Raw genomic sequence first — 19,231 nt, 5'->3', positions numbered from 1 at the left:
CGGCCTGCACGATTCATGCAGAGCCGTGCAACTCGTGCAGGCGGTTGCACGACCGGCGCATCGTCCGCCGGCAGCGCGGGACGCAGGCGCCGCGTCGGACCGGGCCTGCCGCCCGGCACACAACCTCGGCACACGTCCTGCTCATCCACCGCGATGACCGCGCGCGAGCAGCGCCGCCCGCGATCGGCAGCGCGCGACGCGCGCCGTCGGCCTCGCGGCCCCGGTGGCGCAGCTCGCCCCTCTCACCCCCCGTACGTAGCAGGAGTGGTCATGTGCACTGAGCATGGAACTTTGAACCGCAGGCGTCTTCTCCAGGGGTTCGGCCGTGCGGCGGCCGTGGCTGCGTTCGCGCCGACCGCACTCTCAACCCGGGTTGCCGAGGCGCACGGGGAGCTGGCTTACAACGAGCTCGTCCCCGGCTCGCCCGAGAGCGTCGGCCTGTGCTCGGACCGCGTCGAGGACGTCTTCGCGCGCCTCTCGCGCCGCGTGACCGACGGCCTCATCCCGGGCGCGGTCGCCCTGATCGCGCGGCGGGGCAGGATCGTCGGCCACCGGGCGTTCGGCACCCGGGTTCGCGGTCAGGACGAGCCGGTCACGCTCGACACGCTGTTCGACCTGCTCTCGATCACCAAGGTCCTCGCGACCGCAACGTCGGCGATGATCCTCGTGCAGGACGGCGTCCTCCGGCTGAACGACCGCGTCGCCGACTTCGTGCCGGGGTTCGCCCGGAACGGCAAGCGCGCGGTCAAGGTCCGCGACATGCTCCGCTACACGTCCGGCCTGCCGCTCGACAGCCAGTTCCTCGACGATCCGGACGCCGAGCGCGTCTGGCAGCGGATGGCCGAGGCGCCGCTCGAGTACGTGCCCGGCACGCAGGTGCTCTACAGCGACCTCACCTACCGCCTGCTCGGCCGGGTGGTCGAAGCGGCCTCGGGCACGGACCTCGACACGTTCGCCAAGGAGCGCATCTGGGGCCCGCTCGGCATGCGCGACACGACCTTCAACCCGTCGCCCGCGCTGATCCCGCGCACCGCCGCCACGGGCTTCTCCGAGCTCCGCGGCCGCGTCGTGCGCGGCGAGGTCCAGGACGACCAGGACCACGCCCTCGGCGGCATCGTCGGCTGTGACGGCGTCTTCTCGACGGCGCGGGACCTCGCGGTCTTCTGCCAGATGATGCTGAACGGCGGCCGGTACGGCGGCGTCCGCATCCTGAGCCGCCAGGCCGCCGCCGCGATGGTGGCCAACCAGACGCCCGAGGTCCGCGCGGCGGACACCGACGTGTCCCCGCTGGCGAACCTCCTGCTGACCCCGAAGGGCTATGGCTGGGAGCTCGCGACCCGCCGCTTCTCGAACGGCGGGATGCGCCTCGGCAGGACGGCTTACGGCAAGGCCGGCGGCGCGGGGACGTTCCTGTGGATCGACCCCCGCCGCGAGCTGTTCGGGGTGCTCTTGACCAACCACGGTCTGCCGACCCCGTTCGACGAGCTCGGCTGGAACCGGATGCTCGACGCGGTCGGCAGCGCGGAGTTCTTCGACGGGATCGCCAACGCGATCATGGACGACTGACCTGCGCGGACCGGACGGCCTGGCGCGGCCGTCACGTGCCGCAGCCCATGCGCTCGGTTCCGAGCGCGATGTCGTCGTACCACATCGTCTTCTCTGCGCCGTGGTACTTCTCGAACCCGAACTTGAAGAGCTTGTACTCGTACGGACCCCAGTCCGTGACGTGCAGCGAATCGACCTCGGTGCCGTCCACGAACACGCGCACCTCGCGGCCAGGACCGTTGTAGTAGAACTCGAGGCAGTACCAGGTGTCCGCGGCGAGCTTCACGCCGCCGGAGCACATGTACATGCCGCCGTTCGAGAGCTTCTCGGCGTCGTCGCTCTTGCGGTTCAGCTCGAGCTGACACTGATGCTCGCCGATGCGGATGTGCTCACCATTGTTCGGATCCCCGTCGGCCGTCGTCGCCGCGATATAGGTGTTGTGGCCCATCTGGCTGGCGGAGCTGCCCTTGAGGTAGATCCTGCCCCAGAACGTGCTCGGCACGGGGACGCCGAGCATCTGGCTGAAGCCCGTGCCCGACACCTTGACCGAGCGCGAGCCGCTGTGGCCCGTGCTGTCCAGCGTGACGTAGTCGGCCATGCTGGGGCGCAGGTACTCGGGGAAGAACTGGACCTCCGACGGCAGCGCGCCGTCCTCGAAGTCCGAGCAGAAAATATCGCACGTACCGGAACCCGTGCTGCCGGTCGACGTGCTGGTGGTGCTGTCGCCGCCCCCCGTGCCCGTGACGCTGCTGCTGGCGCCGGTGGTGGCCGAGGTCGTCACGCCGGTGGTGGCGCTCCCCGTTGTCGCGCCGCTGCCGGCGACGCTGCTGCTGGTGGTGAGTCCGGTGCCGACGGAGGTGCTCCCGGGGCCCGCGGCGTCGCCGCCGGAGCCGCCGGAGCCGCCGGCGCCGCCCCCGGAGTCAGAGACGTCGACGCACGCGACCAGGGATGCGAGCGCGAGCCAAGCGAGCAGGCCAAAGGAACGAGCCGTGAACGACATGCTGGAGTTCTCCTCAAGGAAGGGCGCAGAATGGCCCAAGCGATGCGCGCGACTCTATCAGTGAACCCCTCGCATGTCAGGCCCAACCGGCGGAGTGCGCCGCGCCAGCGTCGTTGCGGGGGCGACCGAGAGGCGTCGATGCTGAACGCTGCGCAGCCGCCACACGCCCTCTCGGGCGGGCGCTGCGTCGCAGCGCGCTCGCCCGCGCGCCCCGGCGATCGGTCGCCGCCGGGCGGATGAGGCCACGCTGCGCATGCCCCCCGCGTCTCCGCCCTCCTTCGAGCTGACGAGCCCGCGCGTCGCGCGGCGCCACGAGGGACTGGGCCGCGTGCTCGGGAGCCTTGCGCTGCTCGCGGTCGTGGGGCCTCTCCTCGTCGGCCTCCTCGCCCTCGTCCTCGCCGAGGCGCTGCGCGTGCCGGCCTTTCGCGAGATCGCGAGCTCCGCCATGATCGCGCTCTATCGCGGCGTGCTCGTCGCCGCTGTCCTCGCCCTGGCGAGCGCCGTCCTCACCTCGACGCCCGTCTCCCGGAGAGGCCCGGCGCGCGTGGCCGCCGGCGGGGCCGGTCTGCGCCTCACCCTCGGCGCCGCGGAGCGCTTCATCCCGCGCGCCTCGATCCGCTCCGGCCTCGTCCTGCCCGAGCCGCGCACCCGGGTCGAGCTTCTCCTGCGCCACGGGCAGGTGCTCGAGGTCCAGGTCGCGCGCGAGGTGGAGGGCGCGCGCCTGCTCGCGGCCCTCGGGATCGGCCCGGCGGAGCGGCGCGTCGCGATCCCGCTCGGCGGCGCCAACCGCGAGCTCGTGGCCGGCTGCGCGGCCCTGCCGCTCTCGATCTGCTTCTGGTTCAGCATCGTGGCGGCGTTCCTCGACTCGCTCTTCAGCAACACCGCGCGGGTCGCGGCGCTGCTCGTGCTTCCTCTGCTGTCCACCTGGTTCATCCGCCGCGCCGCTCGCCCGACGCAGGTGATCGTGGGCAGCGACGGCGTGCGCGTCGAGCGGCCCTTCTCGAGCGCCTGGCTCCCCTACAAGGAGCTCGCCGCGATCGACACCTACGGCGACCGGCTCGTGCTCTCTCGCCCCGGCGGCTATCACCCGCTCGTGGTCCAGGCCGGGCCGGACCTGATCGAGGCGATCGCACGGCGCATCCGCGAGGCGCACCGGCAGGTCGCCGGCGGCGACGTGTCGCGCGGCGTCGAGGCGCTGGAGCGGCGCGGCCGCGACCTCGCGGCCTGGCGCGAGGAGCTCCGCAAGCTGCACGCCGCCGGCGACTACCGCGCCGCCGCCCTCACCCCGGAGGACGTGCTCCACACCCTGGACGATGCTGGCGCCCCGCGGGACCGCCGGCTTGGCGCGGCCCTGTTCCTGCGCTTCGCCGGCTACCCCGAGGCGCAGGAGCGCATCCGCGTCGCCGCCGGGGCCACGGCCGACGACACGCTCCGCGCGGCGCTCGAGCAGGCCGCGGAGGAAGAGCTCGACGACGCCTCGCTCGCGCGCGCCCTGCGGTGAGGGTGAGCCACTCTGGGCCAGTCCTGACGATCGTTCCCGGTCACGGCGACAGGCAGCGAGATCTCCAGGGGTTCTCGACGGGGTAGAGAAGTGGCATATGCCGTGCAGCACGCCCGCGGTGGAGGTGTTCATGTCGCGTCTCTTTCTTCCGGACGATGCAGCGTTGTTATCGCCGCTTCCCACGCCCCCGCCTCGCACGGCGGCCCTGGTGCGGGGGGTGTCCCGGGCTGCCGCCGCGGCCGCCGCGGTCTTCGTGGTTGCGTGCAACGCCCCGGGCACCGAGCAGGACGGGAACCAGGGTGATTCGCTGAGCACCGGGACGCAGACGGCAGAGGGCTGTGGTGGCGGGACGGTGATCCCGCCGATGCATCCGCCGGTCGACGACGAGGGCGAGATCATCCCGCCGATGCCGCCGCCCCCGGACGGCGCGGAGCTCGATCCCATCCCGCCGATGCCGCCGCCGATGCCTCCGCCGTGCGGCGAAGAGGGCGAGATCATCCCGCCGATGCCGCCGCCACCGGACGGCGAGGAGGGCGAGATCATCCCGCCGATGCCGCCGCCGCCTCCGGACGGCGAGGAGGGCGATCCCATCCCGCCGATGCCGCCGCCGCCCCCGGACGGCGAGGAGGGCGAGATCATCCCGCCGATGCCGCCGCCGATGCCTCCGCCGTGCGGCGAGGAGGGCGGGATCATCCCGCCGATGCCGCCGCCACCGGACGGCGAGGAGGGCGAGATCATCCCGCCGATGCCGCCGCCGCCTCCGGACGGCGAGGAGGGCGATCCCATCCCGCCGATGCCGCCGCCGATGCCCCCGCCGTGCGAGTGAGGTCCTCGCGCGCCGCGCCGGTGCGTCCGGTAACCTGAGCTGGAGGTCGACGATGGGCGAACAGGATCGCGAGCTGGACGTTGCGCCAGAATGGTGGCGCTGGGCCACGGAGAACCTGCTGCGCGGCGTGCCCGAGCGCCTGGTCTCGGAGCAGCTCCAGGCAGCGGGCGTGAGCGGCGCACAGGCGAAGGAGCTCCTGTCGGCGATCGCCGGTTCGCCCATCTTCCTCGCCGCTCGGCCCTTCGCCCGCGCGGCGCGGCAGCACGAGATGCTGGTGCGCCTGAAGCAGCGGATGGCGTCGACGGCACTCGACCCGACAGGGATCCCGCGGCGCTCCGGCGTGTCCGCCGCGGAGTTTCGCGACGTCTATGTCGCCGGGAACATGCCCGTCATCCTGACCGACGTGGTGACCCGCTGGCCCGCGTTCGGCCGGTGGACGCCGGCGTACCTGTCCGAGACCTTCGGCGACGTCGTCGTCGACGTCACGACAGGACGCCTGAGCGACCCCGACTACGACATGCACGCCGCGCGACACACGGAGAGCACGCTGCTGCGCGACTTCGTCGCGCGCATCGAGGCCGCGCGGGCCGAGACGAACGACTTCTACATGGTCGCCAACAACCGTGTCCTCGAGCGGACGAGGCTCGGCGCCCTGCTGAACGACGTCGTGCTCCCGGACGGCTACTGCGCCGCGCAGCGGCTCCTGGGCAGCTCGGCGCTGTGGCTCGGCCCGGCGGGGACCGTCACGCCGCTGCACTACGACACATCCAACATCCTCTTCGGTCAGGTCCACGGCAGGAAGCGATACCGCATGATCGCGCCGTTCGAGACGTCGCTGTTCGAGGGGGCGCGCGCCATGTACGCGGATCGCGACCCGGAGCAGGGCTCGATGGATCCGGTGCTCGTGAAGGACGTCGTGCTCGAGCCGGGCGACGCGCTCTTCATCCCGGTCGGCTGGTGGCACCATGTCCGCGCGCTCGACGTGAGCATCAGCCTGGGGATCAACAGCTTCCCGTTCCACAACAACTTCGACTGGTACCGGCCGAGCAACGTCGCGTAGCGCCCGAGGCCCGGCGCCGCGCGACCGGACGACGGGGGAGCGCGGCGCGCGGCCCCCCCGCGCGCGATCGCCTCCGCCGTCTCGATGCGCTGCGCGCGGCGCGCCGCCTCCGGCGGCCGTGCGCCGGAGACCTCGCTCCTCGGCCGATCCGTGGGGCGCGCCGCGTCCCGGCGCGCCCTCCGCCTTGACGCCGGGGCGCGCGGGTACATATTACCAAAGGTAACTTACTGATGGTAGCTTACGAAGGTGGGCTCGCCAGCGGTGAGCTTGCGCCAACCACGTCCCGGGCGCCTGCGCGACCCGGCGGGAGGAGTCCATTCATCATGGCAACACGAGCGATGTCACCCGTTCTCTTGATCGGCGGTTCCGGCCAGGTCGGCGCGCGCGCGGCGAGGGCGCTCCGGCGCCTGCACCCCGATCTCCCGCTCGCGATCGCCGGGCGCGACGCGCGCAAGGCGGCCGCTGTCGCCGCGGAGGTCGGCGGTCCGACGACGTCGACGACCGCCGACGTGGGCCGGGACGACCTGGGCCTCGATCGAGGCGCGTCGTTCAGCGCCATCGTCGCGCTCGTCAAGGACGAGGCGTCGAACGCGGTGAAGCGCGCGCTGGCGGACGGCGTGCCGCACCTCGCCTTCTCCGATTTCGTCTCGGAGATCGGCCCCGTCGTCGCCCACCACGTCGCTCGTCCGACGCGCGCGCCCATCCTCCTGCTGGGCCACGTCCTCGGCGGCACGGCGACGCTGGCGGCGCTGCACCTCGCGCAGGATCTCCGGAGCGTCGACGCGATCGCGATCGGCTGCGTGATCGACGCCGACGACCGCGGCGGCCCAGCGTCTCAGGCCGATTTCGAGCGAAACGAGCAGATCGGGCAGGCTGCGCTCTTCCTCCAGGACGGGAGGTGGACCTGGGCGCGCGGCGACGCGGCGGCGCGGCGCTTCGCCGACGCCGAGGGCGTCGAGCGCCTGGGCCACGCCTTGCCGCTGCTCGATGTGGTCAGCCTCGCGGCGGCGACCGACGCGCGCTCGATCCGCGTCGACCTCGCCGCGCGCGACGCGGCGCCGCGCCGCGCAGGGCACGTGACGGAGCTCGTCGTCGAGGTGTCGGGGAGGGGCCATGACGGAGCGGGCGCGCGGCTGCGTTACGACATCGTCGATGAGGACAGCTATTCGGGGCTCAGCGCGTACGGCGCCGCGATCGCGACCGAGCGCCTGCTGGGGCTCGCGGGCGGTCCCCCTGTCGGCCCCGGCCTCTACAACCCGGAGAGCCTGCTCGACCCCGCGCGCGCCGTCGCGCGGCTCGAGGAGCTCGGCCCGCGCGTCCGCCGCACGCGCGGCGTCGCCTCGGGCTAGGCGCGACGCGGCTTCGGCATCGCGGTCCGCGCGATGTCGATGATCTTGCCGCGCGCGAACCGGCACGCCGCGTCGTCGTCGGCGCTCGACGGCCACAGGAGCTCCGTCGGCGCTCCCTCGATCTCGAACGGCAGCGGGCGCGTGACGAGGTGCTTCCGGGTCTCGCGGAGGTGCGCGGCGACGATGGCGGGGACGGTGGCGACAAGGCCGCTGCCGTCGAGCAACGCGCCGAGGCTCGCGAACGACGAGACAGAGCAGCGGACCTTGCGCGAGCGCTGCACGACGTCCTCGACGATGCCGCGCAGGTCGCCGTTGTAGCTGACGATCACGTGATCGAGCGCGAAGTACTCGTCCGCTGTCGGCGTGCGCCGCAGGCGCGTGTGGCGCGGGTCGAACAGGCACACGAAGCCGCCACAGAACAGCGGCTGGCGGCGCACCGTCGCGGGGAGCTCGTCGGCGACGGTGACGGCGGCGTCGAGGCCGCTCGCGAGCGCCGACGCGATCGTACGGAACTGCACCGGCACGGCGACGACGCTCATCCGCGGCGCCTCGCGCGCGAGGACGCGGAGCAGCGCGGGCAGCAGCCAGAGCTCGGCGACGTCGGAGACGCCGAGGCGCAGCGTGCGGTCGCTCGTCGCCGGGCTCCACTGCGGCTCGCTGAGCGCGGCCTCGACGATCGCCTGGAGGTGAGGCACGAGCGACGCGTGCAGCCGCTTGCCCCGGCCGGTGAGCTCGAGCCCGCGCCCGCGCCGCACGAACAGCGGGGCGCCGAGGGTGGCGGTCAACCTGCGGAGCGCCGCGCTGACCGCCGGCTGCGTCAGGTAAAGCCGGCTCGCCGCCGCGGTGACGCTGCCCGTGTCCGCGACCACCGCGAACACGCGCAGCAGGTTGAGGTCGAGGTCCCTCCCATAACCGGTGTTCATATGCCGTATCCATCCTATTCGCTGGTTCGTCCAGGTGCACGGGGGCATGGTGACGACACGCCATGCACGACAAGAGACGTCGATCATTGCCTGTCGTCGGAGCGCGAGCGAGGCAGGAGGCCGCCCGCGAGCCGGGCCTCGGCGCCGGGCCGACATCGGCCTCCGTCCTCCTCACGCGACGTCGTTTCACCGCGGGCTCCATCGCCGTGGCGACGGCCGCGGCCAGCGGGCTGTCGCTCCACGGGGTCGCCTGCGGTCCCCCCGGCGCTCCCTCGACGAACGCGCCGGACGCGGATACGACCCTCCGGCTCATCGTCAACGGCGCGCGCGTCGAGCTCGGCATCGACCTGCGCTCGTCGCTCCTGGACGTGCTCCGCGAGCAGCTGCAATTGACCGGCGCCAAGAAGGGGTGCGATCACGGCCAGTGCGGAGCGTGCACCGTACACCTCGACGGACGTCGCGTCGCCTCCTGCCTCACCTTCGCCGTGCAAGCCGACGGCCGGGAGATCACGACGATCGAGGGGCTGTCGCCGAAGGACGGGCCGCTGCACCCGATGCAGCAGGCCTTCATCGATCAGGACGCCCTGCAGTGCGGATACTGCACCCCCGGCCAGATCATGGCCGCGGTGGCCTGTGTCCGCGAGGGCAACGCCGGGTCCGCGGACCAGGTACGCGAGTACATGAGCGGCAACCTGTGCCGGTGCGGCGCCTATCCCGGCATCGTCGCCGCGATCCTCCAGGCCGCGCCGGAGATCGAGGGGACCTGAGCCATGCGAAGCTTCACGTACCTGCGCCCCTCGACGCCCGCTGAAGCCGTCGCGGCCATCGCCGAGGGCGGGCCCGAGGCCCGGTTCCTGGCGGGGGGGACCACGCTCCACGATCTCATGAAGCTGGGCGTGGAGGCCCCGCGCACGATCATCGACATCACCCGCCTCGAGGCGCTCGAGCGCTTCGACACCTCCGGTCCGGACGAGCTTGTCTTCGGGGCGCTGGCCCGGATGAGCGACGTGGCCGCCGATCGCCGGCTGCGAGAGGACTACCCAGCGCTGTCCGAGGCGCTGTGGAAGGCCGCCTCGCAGCAGCTCCGCAACATGGCGCGGGTGGGCGCAAACCTGCTGCAGCGGACCCGCTGCGCCTATTTCCGCGGCGGAGAGGCGTTTCCGTGCAACAAACGGCGGCCCGGCAGCGGGTGCGCGGCGCTCGACGGAATCGATCGCGGCAACGCGCTCCTCGGCGCGAGCGACGCGTGCGCCGCTGTGTATCCGGGGGACTGGGGCGTGGCCCTGGCGGCGTTCGACGCGGTGGTGGACACGCTGAGCCCGCGAGGCGAGCGCTCGATTCCAGTCCTGGATCTGCACAGGGAGCCGGGCGCCACGCCGGACGTCGAGACGACGCTGGCCGCCGACGAGCTGATCGTGCGCATTCGCGTGCCGAGGTCCGAGGTGGGCCGGGCGTCGACGTACCACAAGATACGCGACCGCGAATCGTACGCGTTCGCGCTCGCGTCGGCGGCCGTCGCCGTCCGGCTCGACGCCGGCGTCGTCGCCGAGGCGCGGGTCGCCCTGGGCGGCGTCGCGACCCGGCCCTGGCGGTCGACGGAGGCCGAAGAGGTGCTGATCGGTCAGCCGCTCACCGAGGAGGTCGCGCAGCGCGCTGGCCAGGCCGCGCTCGCGGCCGCGAGGCCGGGCCTCCACAACGCGTTCAAGGTCGATCTGGGGGCGCGGACGGTCACGGACGCCCTGATGATCGCGCGAGAGAGGGCAGAGCAGCCATGAGCAATCCGGATCTCCCCAGGGTCGACGCGCGCGAGAAGGTCCGCGGCGAGGCCCGGTATGCCGCCGACAATGTCCTTCCCGGGCTCGCGCACGCCATGCTCGCGGTGGCGACGGTAGGCCGCGGCCGCGTCGTGAGCATCGATACGGGCGCGGCCCGCGCCGTCCGCGGCGTGCGGCTGATCCTGACCCACGCAGACACGGCGGGCCTGCAGTCCCCCGGGTACCTGATGGGCGGCGGCTACGGCGTCCAGAGCCTGCAGCCCTTGCTGGGCACCGCGATCGCCTACCGCGGCCAGCCGATCGCGCTCTTGGTGGCCGACTCGCTCGAAGCGGCGAGGGAGGGCGCGGCGCTCGTCCGCGCCACGTACGAAGAGGAGGCCTTCAGCGTGACGCTGGACGCGCCCGGCGCGGAGATCCTCGCGCAGGCGGACTCTCCGTTGCCGAAGCCGGCCTTCGCGGATCGGGTCGTCGGCGACGCGGACGGCGCCCTGTCGACGGCCGCGGCGCGCGTCGACGTGACGTTCCTGGGCCCTCCCCAGCACCAGAACCCGATGGAGCTGCTCGCCACGGTGGCCGAGTGGTCCGGGGGGATGCTCACCGTCCGCGAGTCGACGCAGAACGCCGAGGCGGTCAGGCACGGGCTCTCCAAGGTGCTCGGGGTGCCTCCGGACAGGATCCGGGTGCTCTCGCCCACGGCGGGCGGCGGCTTCGGTCAGAAGAACGCTTTGCAGGCACACACCGCGCTCGTCGCGCTGGCGGCGCGCGAGCTCGGCCGGCCGGTCAAGCTGCTGATCCCGAGAGCGCAGGTCTTCAACAATGCCAGCTTCCGCCCCGCCAGCCGCCATACGGTGCGTCTCGGGGCCGACGCGTCGGGGATCCTGACGGCCGCCGTGCACGAGGTCGATCACCAGACCTCGCGCCACGACCTCTTCCCGCTGGTCTACACGGATCTGACCGCGCGCCTCTACGGCGTCCCGAACTTCCGCGGCCGCGAGCGCCTGGTCCGCAATGACATCCAGACCCCGGGCTTCGCGCGCGCGCCCTTCGAGCACATCGCCGCGTGCGCCTTCGAGACCGCCGTCGACGAGCTGGCGTATGCGCTCGGGCGCGACCCTGTCGCGTTTCGCATCGCCAACGATGCGCCGGCGGACCCGCTGACCGGCCTGCCTTTCTCGTCCCGGCACCTCGTGGCGTGCCTGGAGCGGGGCGCCGAGCGGTTCGGCTGGGCGAGGAGGACGCACGAGCCGGGCTCGATGCGCCTCCCCGACGGCACGCTGGTCGGCTGGGGCGTCGCGATCGGGGCGTACAAGGCGTCGACAGCGCCCGCCGTCGCGATGCTGCGCGTGACCGACGCGGGCGAGATCTTCGTGAGCGTCGGCGGACACGAGATGGGCCAGGGCATCCGCACCGCCATCGCGGCCACGGTCGCGGCGGAGCTCGGCGTCCCGGCCGACGCGGTGAACATCCTTGTCGGGAATACCGGCGTCGTGCCCCAGCACCTCACCGCGGGCTCCTGGGGGGCGGCCACCGCCCTGCCCGCGGTGCGCCAGGCGGCCCTGAACATGGTGCAGGAGCTCGAGCGGCTCGCGGGCGGCGGGCCGGCTGGCCGCACGCTCCAGCAGATCCTGCGCGACGCTGGCAGAGCGCACGTCGACGTCGAGGCGCGTCACCGCGCGCCCGGCCAGCCCGAGGCGATCTTCGACCGTGTCGCCCAGGGGCTCCCCTCGGCCGTCGGCCCGGCCTACCCCGAGTTCACCTCGATGAGCTATTGCGCCCAGTTCGTCGAGGTGCACGTCGAGCCGCGCACCCGGCGGATCCGCGTGCCGCGCGTCGTGAGCGTCGTGGACTGTGGCCGGGTCGTCAGCCCCCGCACGGCGCGCAGCCAGGTCATCGGCGGCGTGGTCTGGGGAATCAGCGCGGCCCTGCGGGAGGTGAGCGAGGTGGACCCCCGATACGGCGGCTTCCTGAACGCCGACCTCGCGGAGTACGTGATCGCCGTGAACGCGGACGTCGGATCGATCGAAGCGGAGCTCATCGACGAGCCGGATCCGGTCCTCAACAGCCTGGGCGTCAAGGGCCTTGGCGAGGTGGTCATGGTCGGTGTGGCGCCCGCGATCGTCAATGCCATCCACCACGCGACAGGTCGCCGCGTCCGCCATTTGCCGGTCCGCGTCGAGGACGTGCTGTGATGCGAGGAGGGAGCCTGTGAACGAAGCGCGAGACGCCGGAAGAGATCGCGCTCGCCATCCTCGCGGAGGCGCGAGCGTGCCTGTCGGGGCGCGAGGGGGGCAGTCTACGCGATCGCCCGGGGGGGTCGATTCACCAGCCCACCGAGGCCGCCGGCGAGCGGCTGGCGGCGGGGGGCCGTTGGATGACGCCGGGCGGGCCAGCGCGGCGCGCTGCCGGGGGAGCTGCGCACGGCAGAGCCGCCGTCCGCGTCGGCTAGTCGCAGGTGTTGTCGCGCGAGCTCACGAGCGTCAGGTTGCGGAAGGTGCTGTTCGTGGCGCAGGGGCTCTCGTTGACCGCGGTGTTCGTGATCGTGAGGTTCTGGAGGGTGATGTCCGAGGAGTTCTCGAACTCGGCGCGCGCGGCGAGCCGGATGTCGCCGCCGCCGGTGACGGTCCCGGACTCGGCGGCGATGTTCACGTTGTGGCAGTTCTCGAGCAAGATGGAGTTGCTGCCCGTGTCGGCGATGTCGATGCGGTCGATGGTGACGCCGCCGCTCTCGGACACGCAGAAGATCCCGCGCCCGCCGCCGCGGGCGATGACCTGGCCGACGCGGATGTTGGTGGGGTAGCTGCTGCCGATGCGCCCCGCGCGGTTGGCGAGGCGGAAGGCGGCGTAGCCGGTGCCCGCGCCCGCGTTCACGGCGTCGACCGTGCCGACCTCGGCGTTGATCGTGTCGTTCAGGAGCAGGCCGCACTCGCCCGTGTCGCGTGCGACGACGGCGCCGATGCGGAGGCCGTCGACGCCGTAGGTCTCGACGGCGTGGGAGCTCGTCCCCTCGGCGTCGACGTGGTCGATCTCGATGTTCTTCACCTTGTTGGCGCGGTCCGAGCGCCCGTGGTTGTCGATGCGGACGCCGAGGCCGCTCGACACGCGCAGCTCGACGCGGCCGAGGCGGAGGTTCTCGACGTCGCGGAAGAACATGGCGTAGAGCGGGGTGCCGCTGATCGTGACGTTCGGTATCTCGATGTCGGTCCGGCCGCGCGCGTAGATGGGCGCCATGTCGCCGGCGCCGCTGCCGGTGACGTCGATCGAGCCGCAGACGTTGAGCACGGTGTAGCTGGGCACGCTCAGCCGCGAGCCCGCGGACATGGTCCCCGAGCCCTGGACAAGGACGCTCTCCTTGGTGGTGCGGCCGGAACGCAGGCTGTCGAGCGCCGCCTGCACAGCGGCGCGCATGTCGCCGCCGCTGTAAACGCTGCGGTCGCCGTTCTGCGCGACCCAGGTCGAGCCGGATCGGGTCACCACGGCGTCGTAGCCGCTCGTGTCCCCGTCGCAGGGGTACGCCGCATCGCCGCCGCCCGCGCCCGCGCCCGACCCGCCGGTGCCCGTCGCCGCGGTCGCGGAGCCGCCGGTGCCGGTCGCGCCTGATCCAGCGCCTCCGCTGCCCGCGCCGCCCGCGCCGCCGGAGCCGCTCCCCGCCTCACTGGAGCCGCCTCCCTGCCCGCCGGAGCCACCCGACGCGGCGCCGCCCCCGGACGCCCCGCCGCCCGCGCCCCCGCCGCCCACGCCGGAGCCGCTCACGGCCAGGTCTCCGCTGCCCACGCCGGAGCCGCTGCCCGAGGGCGCGCCCCCCGCGGCCGAGCTGCCGCCGGTGCCCGCCGGGTCGTCGGTGGTCTCCGGGCCGCAGCCTGCCCCCATGAGCAGCCCGACGAGCGTGGCAGACATCGCAGAGAGCGCGCGCATTCGAGTCTTCATCTTCAGCTCCGAACGGTGAGAGGGATTGGCCGTCGCCTGATCGACGCCCGCACGCGCGCGCCGGGGCCCGATGCCAGAGTCCCGCGGCGGGCAGCGCGGAGCGGCCGATGGGCGGCGGTCGTCAGGAGGGTGTCGATGTGGGGGCAGATCCAATCACGGTTCTCGATGAGCGACGATGGGTTCGCTCACGACCGTACGATTGCAGTGTCACGCGTGGTCACGGCGGGGACGCTGCGCGCGTCCCTGCGCCCGTGATGCCGTCTCGCGCCGGCGCGCCCGTGATGCCGTCGCGCGCCGGCGCGCCCGTGAGCCCCCGCGCCCGTGAGCCCGCCTCGCGGCGGCGCGCTCACCCCTTCTGGAGCCCCATCGCGCGCGCCACGCCGTCCCGGTACTCCATCCACGCCGCGTGGGCCGCGGTCACGGCCGACGCGACGGCGTCGGCCATCGGGCCCTCGTCGGGGACGTGGCCCAGCACCATCTCCCACGCGTCCCGCCGGTGCCCGCCCTCGACGGCTCGGTGCGCCCTCACGAGGCGCATCTGCTCCGGCGGACATCCGTAGTGACGCACCATCGGGTGCGCGCGCAGCGCCTCCTCGATGGGGGGCATCTCTCGCCGCCCCTCGAGCTCCGCGCGCTCGTGCACGCTGCCCTCCACGAAGATCGTGAGCACCGCCGCGCCCACGACCCACGGCGGCGCCGCGCTCACGCGGTCGAGCAGCGCCCGGTAGGCGCGGGCCTCGGGCTCGAGCGGGAGCGACTCGTCCTCGATGGCCGCGCGCGGGATGCCGAGGCCGTCGATCATCTCGAGGAAGAGCTCGGGATGGGACACGCCGAGCGAGAGCTTGCCCGTCTGCTCCTCGAAGAGGTTCTCCGCGAGGGCGCTGCGCACGGCGGCCGGCGGCGACTGGCCGAGCACGCGCGCGAGCAGCACCGGGAAGTCGCGCACGTAGACGCGGTACTCGTGCCGGAGGTGGACGGCGAGCTGGTCGCGCGTGAGCCCGGGGCCGGTGAGGTGCGTCCAGGCCCAGTGGTTCTTGCGGTCCATGATCGCGAGCAGGCGCTCCTGAAGACGGCTCGTCATGCGGCATCTCCTCGGCAAGGGGGGACCTAGGTTCTACCGCACGGGCGACGTCTGCCCAGGGCCGCCGTCGCGCTGGCGGCGTTTGCCGGTAAGATCGCGGCGTCATGCGCCCGCGAGCCGCCACGGCTCGAAAAGGAGGCTCTCCGTGCACCGTCGACATGCGCTGTGGATCCTGATGCTCTGCCTGACCCCTCTGCTCGCCGCGTGCGGGCATCCCTGGAAGACCTCTCGTCAAGCGGTGCCGAACCCGTTCTACGGCGCGGGGCGCTTCGGGGTCGTGCCGGTGACGTTCCATGCGCTCGAGGTCGGCGACGTCACCGAGGCCGACTGGATGGCAGAGAAGGACAACGAGCAGCGCCTGAGCTGGCAGGAGGACAAGGCGGCGATCAACGAGCAGTTCACGGAGGCGCTCGTCGCGCAGGCAGCGTCGGACGATGTCATCGTCGTCAAGGCGGCGAGCGCGGCCGACGCGCCGTTCTTCATCCGTTGCAACGTGACGTTCTACGAGCCCGGCATCTTCACGGGGGTCTTCAACATGGACACGGTGCTCAAGGCGACGGTGCAGATCACCGACCCGGCCGGGAGGGTGCTCGACGAGGTCTTGTTCGAGACCATGTCGCCTGCTTCGCTGTACAATCCATCGAGCGGAGGGCGCGCGCGGGACGCGGCGAGCCAGCTCGGGAGGCTGACGGCGATGTACGTCCTCCATCGCGCCCGGGGCGAGGACTGAGAGCCCTCGACGCTTCCGACCTGCCCATGCCGCGCCATGCTTCCTGCGGCCGCGAGCGCGGCGTGATGGCGCACCGGCATGGGCGGGATGTCAGCGAGCACCATCGGCTCGTTCGCGTGCTCTCCGGACAGGGCACATGTGTGATGCCGCGCTTGGCCGACGAGGGCTACTCGCCTCTGGCGAGAGTTTTTCCGTCTGCTTGGAGGACGGCTTTGATGAGCCCGATCGCCTTGGGGCCCATGCCGTGGAGCGCCATGAGCTGGGCTTCTGTGAATCGAGTGACCTGGTCCAGGCGAGAGACACCCACCGAAGCGAGCGCCCGCTGCGCCGGCTTGCCGATGCCCTTCGGAAAGGAGGATTGTGGTTGCTCCTTCGTTCTGCTGGGCATGCGACTCACTCCATGTCGAGCGCCGTCCGGAAGCTGGTGCTCCCCGGCGAGCAGCAGCGTCGCGAGTACGTACAGCATGGCAGGAAAGTGACCGCGGTACAATACCGCAAGAATCCGGCAGGGCGGGGCGACCCGACCCAGGTTGGGGCGACGGGGCGACCGACCCAGGTTGGGGCGACCGACCCAGGTTGGGTTGGGGGGGCGACCGACCCAGGTTGGGGCGACCGACCCAGGTTGGACCAAGCCGCTTCGCGGCAGCTCCAGCCACCATGAGACCTTGGGAGCCATGGACCTGGCGGCGGCGCTCGGGCCCCCGAGCGAGCGCGATGCGGACGAGGTGCAGGAGTTCGGCGTGAGGCTCAAGAAGATGCTGCGGGCTCTGCTTCGTTGAGCATTCCGGATACCGAGCCGCGATTTCCTTCCGCGGCTCGGGTCCTTGTCGTCGTTGCAGTTGTCGCGGCAGTGATTGCTGCCGCAGCGCGGCTTTTGCCGGTATTCCCTGCGAAAATAAACGCCCGGCGCAGCGCAGGACTGCCCGCCTGCCGCCTCATTCCCTGCCCACCCTGCCGGTCGCGACGCCCCTGCCCGGGCGCCGCGTTCACCAGGAGGGCAGCGATGGGACAGCTCCGCGATCGAATGGCCGAAGACCTGAAGCTGCGGCGATACAAGTCGTCGACATGCGACAATTACCTCCGCTGCGCACGGGCCTTCGTAGCCTACCACCGCAAGCCGCCGCAGCAGCTGGGTCTCGACGAGGTGCGCGCGTTTTTGCTCTACCTCGCCGAGCAGCGGAAGATCGCGGAGGCGACGCAGCACCAGTACGTGGCGGCGATCAAGTTTCTCTACGCCACCACGCTCGGGCGTCCGGAGGTCGCTGTCGCGATCCCGTGGCCGAAGGTACCCCAGAAGCTGCCGCCGGTCCTCAGCGGCACCGAGGTCGAGGCGCTGCTCAACGCGATCGGCTCGGTCAAGCAGCGCACGATCGTGCTGACGGCGTACGGCGCCGGTCTGCGCATCGATGAGGTCTGCTCGCTGCGGGTCGAGGACATCGACAGCAAGCGCCACCTCATCCACGTCCGCAATGGCAAGCACGGGCGTGATCGGTACGTGATGCTCAGCGCCCCCGTGCTGACCGCGCTGCGCATCTACTGGCGGGCGGAAAGACCCGCTGGACCGGAGCTGTTCCCGGGTCGCCAGCAGGGCTCGGTCATCTCGCACGAGGCGGTGCGCAGCGCGCTGCGCGAGGCGGCGAGGCGCTGCAAGCTGCACAAGCGCGTCACCCCGCACGTGCTGCGGCACAGCTTCGCTACCCACCTGCTCGAGCTCGGCACCGATATCCGCGTCATCCAGGCGCTGCTCGGCCACCGCTCCATCCGCACCACCGTCCGCTACGTCCGCGTCAGCCAGGCTCACATCGGTCGCACCCGCAGCCCGGCCGAAGTGCTCGGCACTCAGGAGGCCAAGAAGAAGCTCGGCTGAGCTCGCGTGCACCCGCATCGCCCGGCGCCGCGGCCCGCGGCCGCGGGTAGGCCTCGGCTCGAGGTCGCGGATATCGTCCGCGCCCACGGCGAGGCCTACCTGCGCGCGCACGCCGTCTCCGCCGCCCAGCGCAAGGTCCTGCGCGACATCGCTGCGTGCAGGACCGCGGTGCTCGGCGGCCATGTCGACGTGTGCACGAGCTGCGGCCACGAGCAGCCCTCGTACAACTCCTGCCGCAACCGCCACTGTCCCAAGTGCCAGAGCCTCAGCCAGGCCCGGTGGATCGCCGAGCGGCAGCAACGCATCCTGCCGACGCATTACTTCCACGTCGTCTTCACGCTCCCGGCCGAGCTGCGCCCGCTGGCGCTCGTCAACCAGCAGACGGTCTTCGATCTGCTCTTCCAGTGCGGCTCGCAGACCCTGCTCGCGCTCGGCCGCGATCCCAAGCGGCTCGGCGCCGACCTCGGTGTCACCGCCGTGCTGCACACCTGGAGCCGCGATCTCAGCTTCCATCCGCACCTGCACTGCATCGTCACCGGCGGCGGGCTTTCGCTCGACGGCTCGCGCTGGATCGAGGGGCGGCGCGGCTACCTCTTCCCTGTGCAGGTCCTCGGCAAGCTCTTCCGCGGCAAGTTGCTCGCCGCGCTTCGGCAGGCCTATGACCAAGGAGAGCTCGACCTGACCGGCGGGGCCGCCGCGCTGGCCAACCCCGCGGCCTTCGCTGCGCTGCTCGACGCGCTCTACCGCAAGCCCTGGGTGGTCTACGCCAAGCCGCCCTTTGCTGGGCCCGAGCAGGTCTTTGCCTACCTCGGTCGCTATACCCACCGTGTCGGGCTGTCCAATCACCGACTGCGGTCGATGGATGAGCGCGGCGTGTGCTTCCGGACCCGCGGAGACAAGACCGTGACGCTCTCCGCCGAGGAGTTTCTGCGTCGCTTCCTGCTGCACGTGCTGCCTCATCGCTTCGTGAAGATCCGACACTTCGGCTTGATGGCAGCGTGTCACGCCACCACCACGCTCGAGGTGGCACGCACGACGATCCTGGCGGCGCGAGACGCAGCGCAGCGCGCTGTCGGGGGAGAGGAGCGCCGGGAAGGCAGCTCTCACGAGCACGAGCCCTCTCCGCGCCACGTCGTCAAGGTCGACTGGTGCACGCTGCTCGCCGCGCTCACGGGGATCGACCTGTCCCTCTGTCCTCGCTGCGGTCAGGCTGCGATGGCTCGCCGTCCGCTGCCGTCGTGCGTCGTCGCCTCTTCCGCTGCTCCTCCGGACACGTCATGAGCATCGATGGCCTGGGCAGGAGCAACGACACCACCTCCGTTGCGCGGCGGTCAGGCATCGATCCGCCTTCTGCGCCGTCCATGGCGGCGGCGTGCGTGCTCCTGGGCCTCCGTCGGCGCCGCGCTCTGCCTCGGCACGTCTGCGCCCGACGTCGTGGCAGCGGGATGCCCCCCGCGTGCGAGCCCCGCCGAGCCCGCCCTCTGCTGCCTTCTCGGGCAGGATCCCCATAGGCCTCGCGACCGCTCCGCCCGGCCGCGAACCGGCCCGGTCCAACCCGACGTTTGCGGGACTGCGCCGGGACCTCGCCGCCGCCGCTGCTCAGGCGCAGTCCCGCAAACGCCTATTCGTTGGGACATGCTTGTAGTTATG

The 19,231-nt window shown here is 72.2% G+C and carries 16 protein-coding genes; 11 read left to right on the top strand and 5 right to left on the bottom strand.

Going from position 1 to position 19,231, the window contains the following annotated elements:
• Window positions 1-270 precede the first annotated feature (270 nt).
• Window positions 271-1,566, top strand: coding sequence for a serine hydrolase domain-containing protein (locus WMF24_RS34615; protein WP_437731720.1), 1,296 nt, complete (start codon window positions 271-273; stop codon window positions 1,564-1,566).
• A gap of 31 nt (window positions 1,567-1,597) precedes the next feature.
• Here the strand turns inward: WMF24_RS34615 and WMF24_RS34610 are convergent, their stop codons facing one another.
• Window positions 1,598-2,545, bottom strand: a complete 948-nt coding sequence (locus tag WMF24_RS34610) for a hypothetical protein (protein ID WP_437731719.1) — start codon at window positions 2,543-2,545, stop codon at window positions 1,598-1,600.
• A gap of 253 nt (window positions 2,546-2,798) precedes the next feature.
• Between WMF24_RS34610 and WMF24_RS34605 the strand changes: the two genes are divergently transcribed.
• The 4 genes from WMF24_RS34605 (at window position 2,799) to WMF24_RS34590 (ending at window position 7,281) form a co-directional block, all read left to right on the top strand.
• Entirely contained in the window at window positions 2,799-4,046 is a 1,248-nt protein-coding gene (locus tag WMF24_RS34605) for a hypothetical protein (protein ID WP_437731718.1), read from the top strand.
• Between the two features lie 217 nt (window positions 4,047-4,263).
• Complete coding sequence (locus tag WMF24_RS34600; RefSeq protein ID WP_437731717.1) at window positions 4,264-4,872, top strand: hypothetical protein; 609 nt, start codon at window positions 4,264-4,266, stop codon at window positions 4,870-4,872.
• Window positions 4,873-4,924: 52 nt separating this feature from the next.
• On the top strand, window positions 4,925-5,932 hold the full coding sequence (locus WMF24_RS34595; protein ID WP_437731716.1) for a cupin-like domain-containing protein: 1,008 nt from the start codon (window positions 4,925-4,927) through the stop codon (window positions 5,930-5,932).
• A gap of 323 nt (window positions 5,933-6,255) precedes the next feature.
• A complete protein-coding gene (locus WMF24_RS34590; protein ID WP_437731715.1) occupies window positions 6,256-7,281 on the top strand; it encodes a hypothetical protein in 1,026 nt (341 codons plus the stop codon).
• Here WMF24_RS34590 and WMF24_RS34585 read toward each other — a convergent pair.
• Window positions 7,278-8,204 carry a LysR family transcriptional regulator gene (locus WMF24_RS34585; protein ID WP_437731714.1) on the bottom strand — a complete coding sequence of 309 codons (927 nt, stop codon included), beginning with the start codon at window positions 8,202-8,204 and terminating at the stop codon, window positions 7,278-7,280. The two genes, WMF24_RS34590 and WMF24_RS34585, sit on opposite strands and share 4 nt — an antisense overlap.
• A gap of 62 nt (window positions 8,205-8,266) precedes the next feature.
• Between WMF24_RS34585 and WMF24_RS34580 the strand changes: the two genes are divergently transcribed.
• Genes WMF24_RS34580 through WMF24_RS34570 form a run of 3 tightly spaced genes read left to right on the top strand, consistent with a single transcriptional unit; the run spans window position 8,267 to window position 12,168 of the window.
• Complete coding sequence (locus tag WMF24_RS34580; RefSeq protein WP_437731713.1) at window positions 8,267-8,971, top strand: (2Fe-2S)-binding protein; 705 nt, start codon at window positions 8,267-8,269, stop codon at window positions 8,969-8,971.
• Window positions 8,972-8,974: 3 nt separating this feature from the next.
• Entirely contained in the window at window positions 8,975-9,979 is a 1,005-nt protein-coding gene (locus tag WMF24_RS34575) for an FAD binding domain-containing protein (protein ID WP_437731712.1), read from the top strand.
• The gene (locus WMF24_RS34570; RefSeq protein ID WP_437731711.1) at window positions 9,976-12,168 is read left to right on the top strand and encodes a xanthine dehydrogenase family protein molybdopterin-binding subunit; all 2,193 of its coding nucleotides are present in this window, start codon (window positions 9,976-9,978) and stop codon (window positions 12,166-12,168) included. Before WMF24_RS34575 ends, WMF24_RS34570 begins: the two co-directional genes overlap by 4 nt.
• 253 nt (window positions 12,169-12,421) lie before the next feature.
• Here WMF24_RS34570 and WMF24_RS34565 read toward each other — a convergent pair whose 3' ends face one another.
• Both WMF24_RS34565 and WMF24_RS34560 read right to left on the bottom strand, forming a co-directional pair.
• Window positions 12,422-13,903 carry a hypothetical protein gene (locus tag WMF24_RS34565; protein ID WP_437731710.1) on the bottom strand — a complete coding sequence of 494 codons (1,482 nt, stop codon included), beginning with the start codon at window positions 13,901-13,903 and terminating at the stop codon, window positions 12,422-12,424.
• Window positions 13,904-14,249: 346 nt separating this feature from the next.
• A complete protein-coding gene (locus WMF24_RS34560) occupies window positions 14,250-14,984 on the bottom strand; it encodes an iron-containing redox enzyme family protein (protein WP_437731709.1) in 735 nt (244 codons plus the stop codon).
• A gap of 145 nt (window positions 14,985-15,129) precedes the next feature.
• Between WMF24_RS34560 and WMF24_RS34555 the strand changes: the two genes are divergently transcribed.
• On the top strand, window positions 15,130-15,714 hold the full coding sequence (locus WMF24_RS34555; protein WP_437731708.1) for a hypothetical protein: 585 nt from the start codon (window positions 15,130-15,132) through the stop codon (window positions 15,712-15,714).
• A 166-nt stretch (window positions 15,715-15,880) separates the two neighbouring features.
• Here WMF24_RS34555 and WMF24_RS34550 read toward each other — a convergent pair whose 3' ends face one another.
• A complete protein-coding gene (locus tag WMF24_RS34550; protein WP_437731707.1) occupies window positions 15,881-16,180 on the bottom strand; it encodes a DNA-binding protein in 300 nt (99 codons plus the stop codon).
• A 537-nt stretch (window positions 16,181-16,717) separates the two neighbouring features.
• On the opposite strand from WMF24_RS34550, the gene WMF24_RS34545 reads away from it, so the two are divergent.
• Both WMF24_RS34545 and WMF24_RS34540 read left to right on the top strand, forming a co-directional pair.
• The gene (locus WMF24_RS34545) at window positions 16,718-17,581 is read left to right on the top strand and encodes a tyrosine-type recombinase/integrase (protein ID WP_437731706.1); all 864 of its coding nucleotides are present in this window, start codon (window positions 16,718-16,720) and stop codon (window positions 17,579-17,581) included.
• Between the two features lie 6 nt (window positions 17,582-17,587).
• Complete coding sequence (locus WMF24_RS34540; RefSeq protein WP_437729911.1) at window positions 17,588-18,862, top strand: IS91 family transposase; 1,275 nt, start codon at window positions 17,588-17,590, stop codon at window positions 18,860-18,862.
• Window positions 18,863-19,231 lie beyond the last annotated feature (369 nt).

Origin of the sequence: Sorangium sp. So ce1335 (assembly GCF_051521615.1) — a bacterium.
In the GTDB taxonomy this organism is placed as follows: domain Bacteria; phylum Myxococcota_A; class Polyangia; order Polyangiales; family Polyangiaceae; genus Sorangium.
The sequence above is the reverse complement of the archived record's forward strand: the minus strand, read 5'-3'. Positions and strand labels throughout refer to the sequence as shown.

Excerpts from the sequence above, each read along its gene's own strand:
- WMF24_RS34575 (WP_437731712.1), top strand. The coding sequence starts at position 8,975 with ATGCGAAGCTTCACGTACCTGCGCCCCTCGACGCCCGCTGAAGCCGTC.
- WMF24_RS34605 (WP_437731718.1), top strand. The coding sequence starts at position 2,799 with ATGCCCCCCGCGTCTCCGCCCTCCTTCGAGCTGACGAGCCCGCGCGTC.
- WMF24_RS34585 (WP_437731714.1), bottom strand. The coding sequence starts at position 8,204 with ATGAACACCGGTTATGGGAGGGACCTCGACCTCAACCTGCTGCGCGTG.
- WMF24_RS34545 (WP_437731706.1), top strand. The coding sequence starts at position 16,718 with ATGGGACAGCTCCGCGATCGAATGGCCGAAGACCTGAAGCTGCGGCGA.
- WMF24_RS34570 (WP_437731711.1), top strand. The coding sequence starts at position 9,976 with ATGAGCAATCCGGATCTCCCCAGGGTCGACGCGCGCGAGAAGGTCCGC.
- WMF24_RS34565 (WP_437731710.1), bottom strand. The coding sequence starts at position 13,903 with ATGAAGACTCGAATGCGCGCGCTCTCTGCGATGTCTGCCACGCTCGTC.
- WMF24_RS34615 (WP_437731720.1), top strand. The coding sequence starts at position 271 with ATGTGCACTGAGCATGGAACTTTGAACCGCAGGCGTCTTCTCCAGGGG.
- WMF24_RS34610 (WP_437731719.1), bottom strand. The coding sequence starts at position 2,545 with ATGTCGTTCACGGCTCGTTCCTTTGGCCTGCTCGCTTGGCTCGCGCTC.
- WMF24_RS34590 (WP_437731715.1), top strand. The coding sequence starts at position 6,256 with ATGGCAACACGAGCGATGTCACCCGTTCTCTTGATCGGCGGTTCCGGC.
- WMF24_RS34580 (WP_437731713.1), top strand. The coding sequence starts at position 8,267 with ATGCACGACAAGAGACGTCGATCATTGCCTGTCGTCGGAGCGCGAGCG.
- WMF24_RS34550 (WP_437731707.1), bottom strand. The coding sequence starts at position 16,180 with ATGCTGTACGTACTCGCGACGCTGCTGCTCGCCGGGGAGCACCAGCTT.
- WMF24_RS34595 (WP_437731716.1), top strand. The coding sequence starts at position 4,925 with ATGGGCGAACAGGATCGCGAGCTGGACGTTGCGCCAGAATGGTGGCGC.
- WMF24_RS34560 (WP_437731709.1), bottom strand. The coding sequence starts at position 14,984 with ATGACGAGCCGTCTTCAGGAGCGCCTGCTCGCGATCATGGACCGCAAG.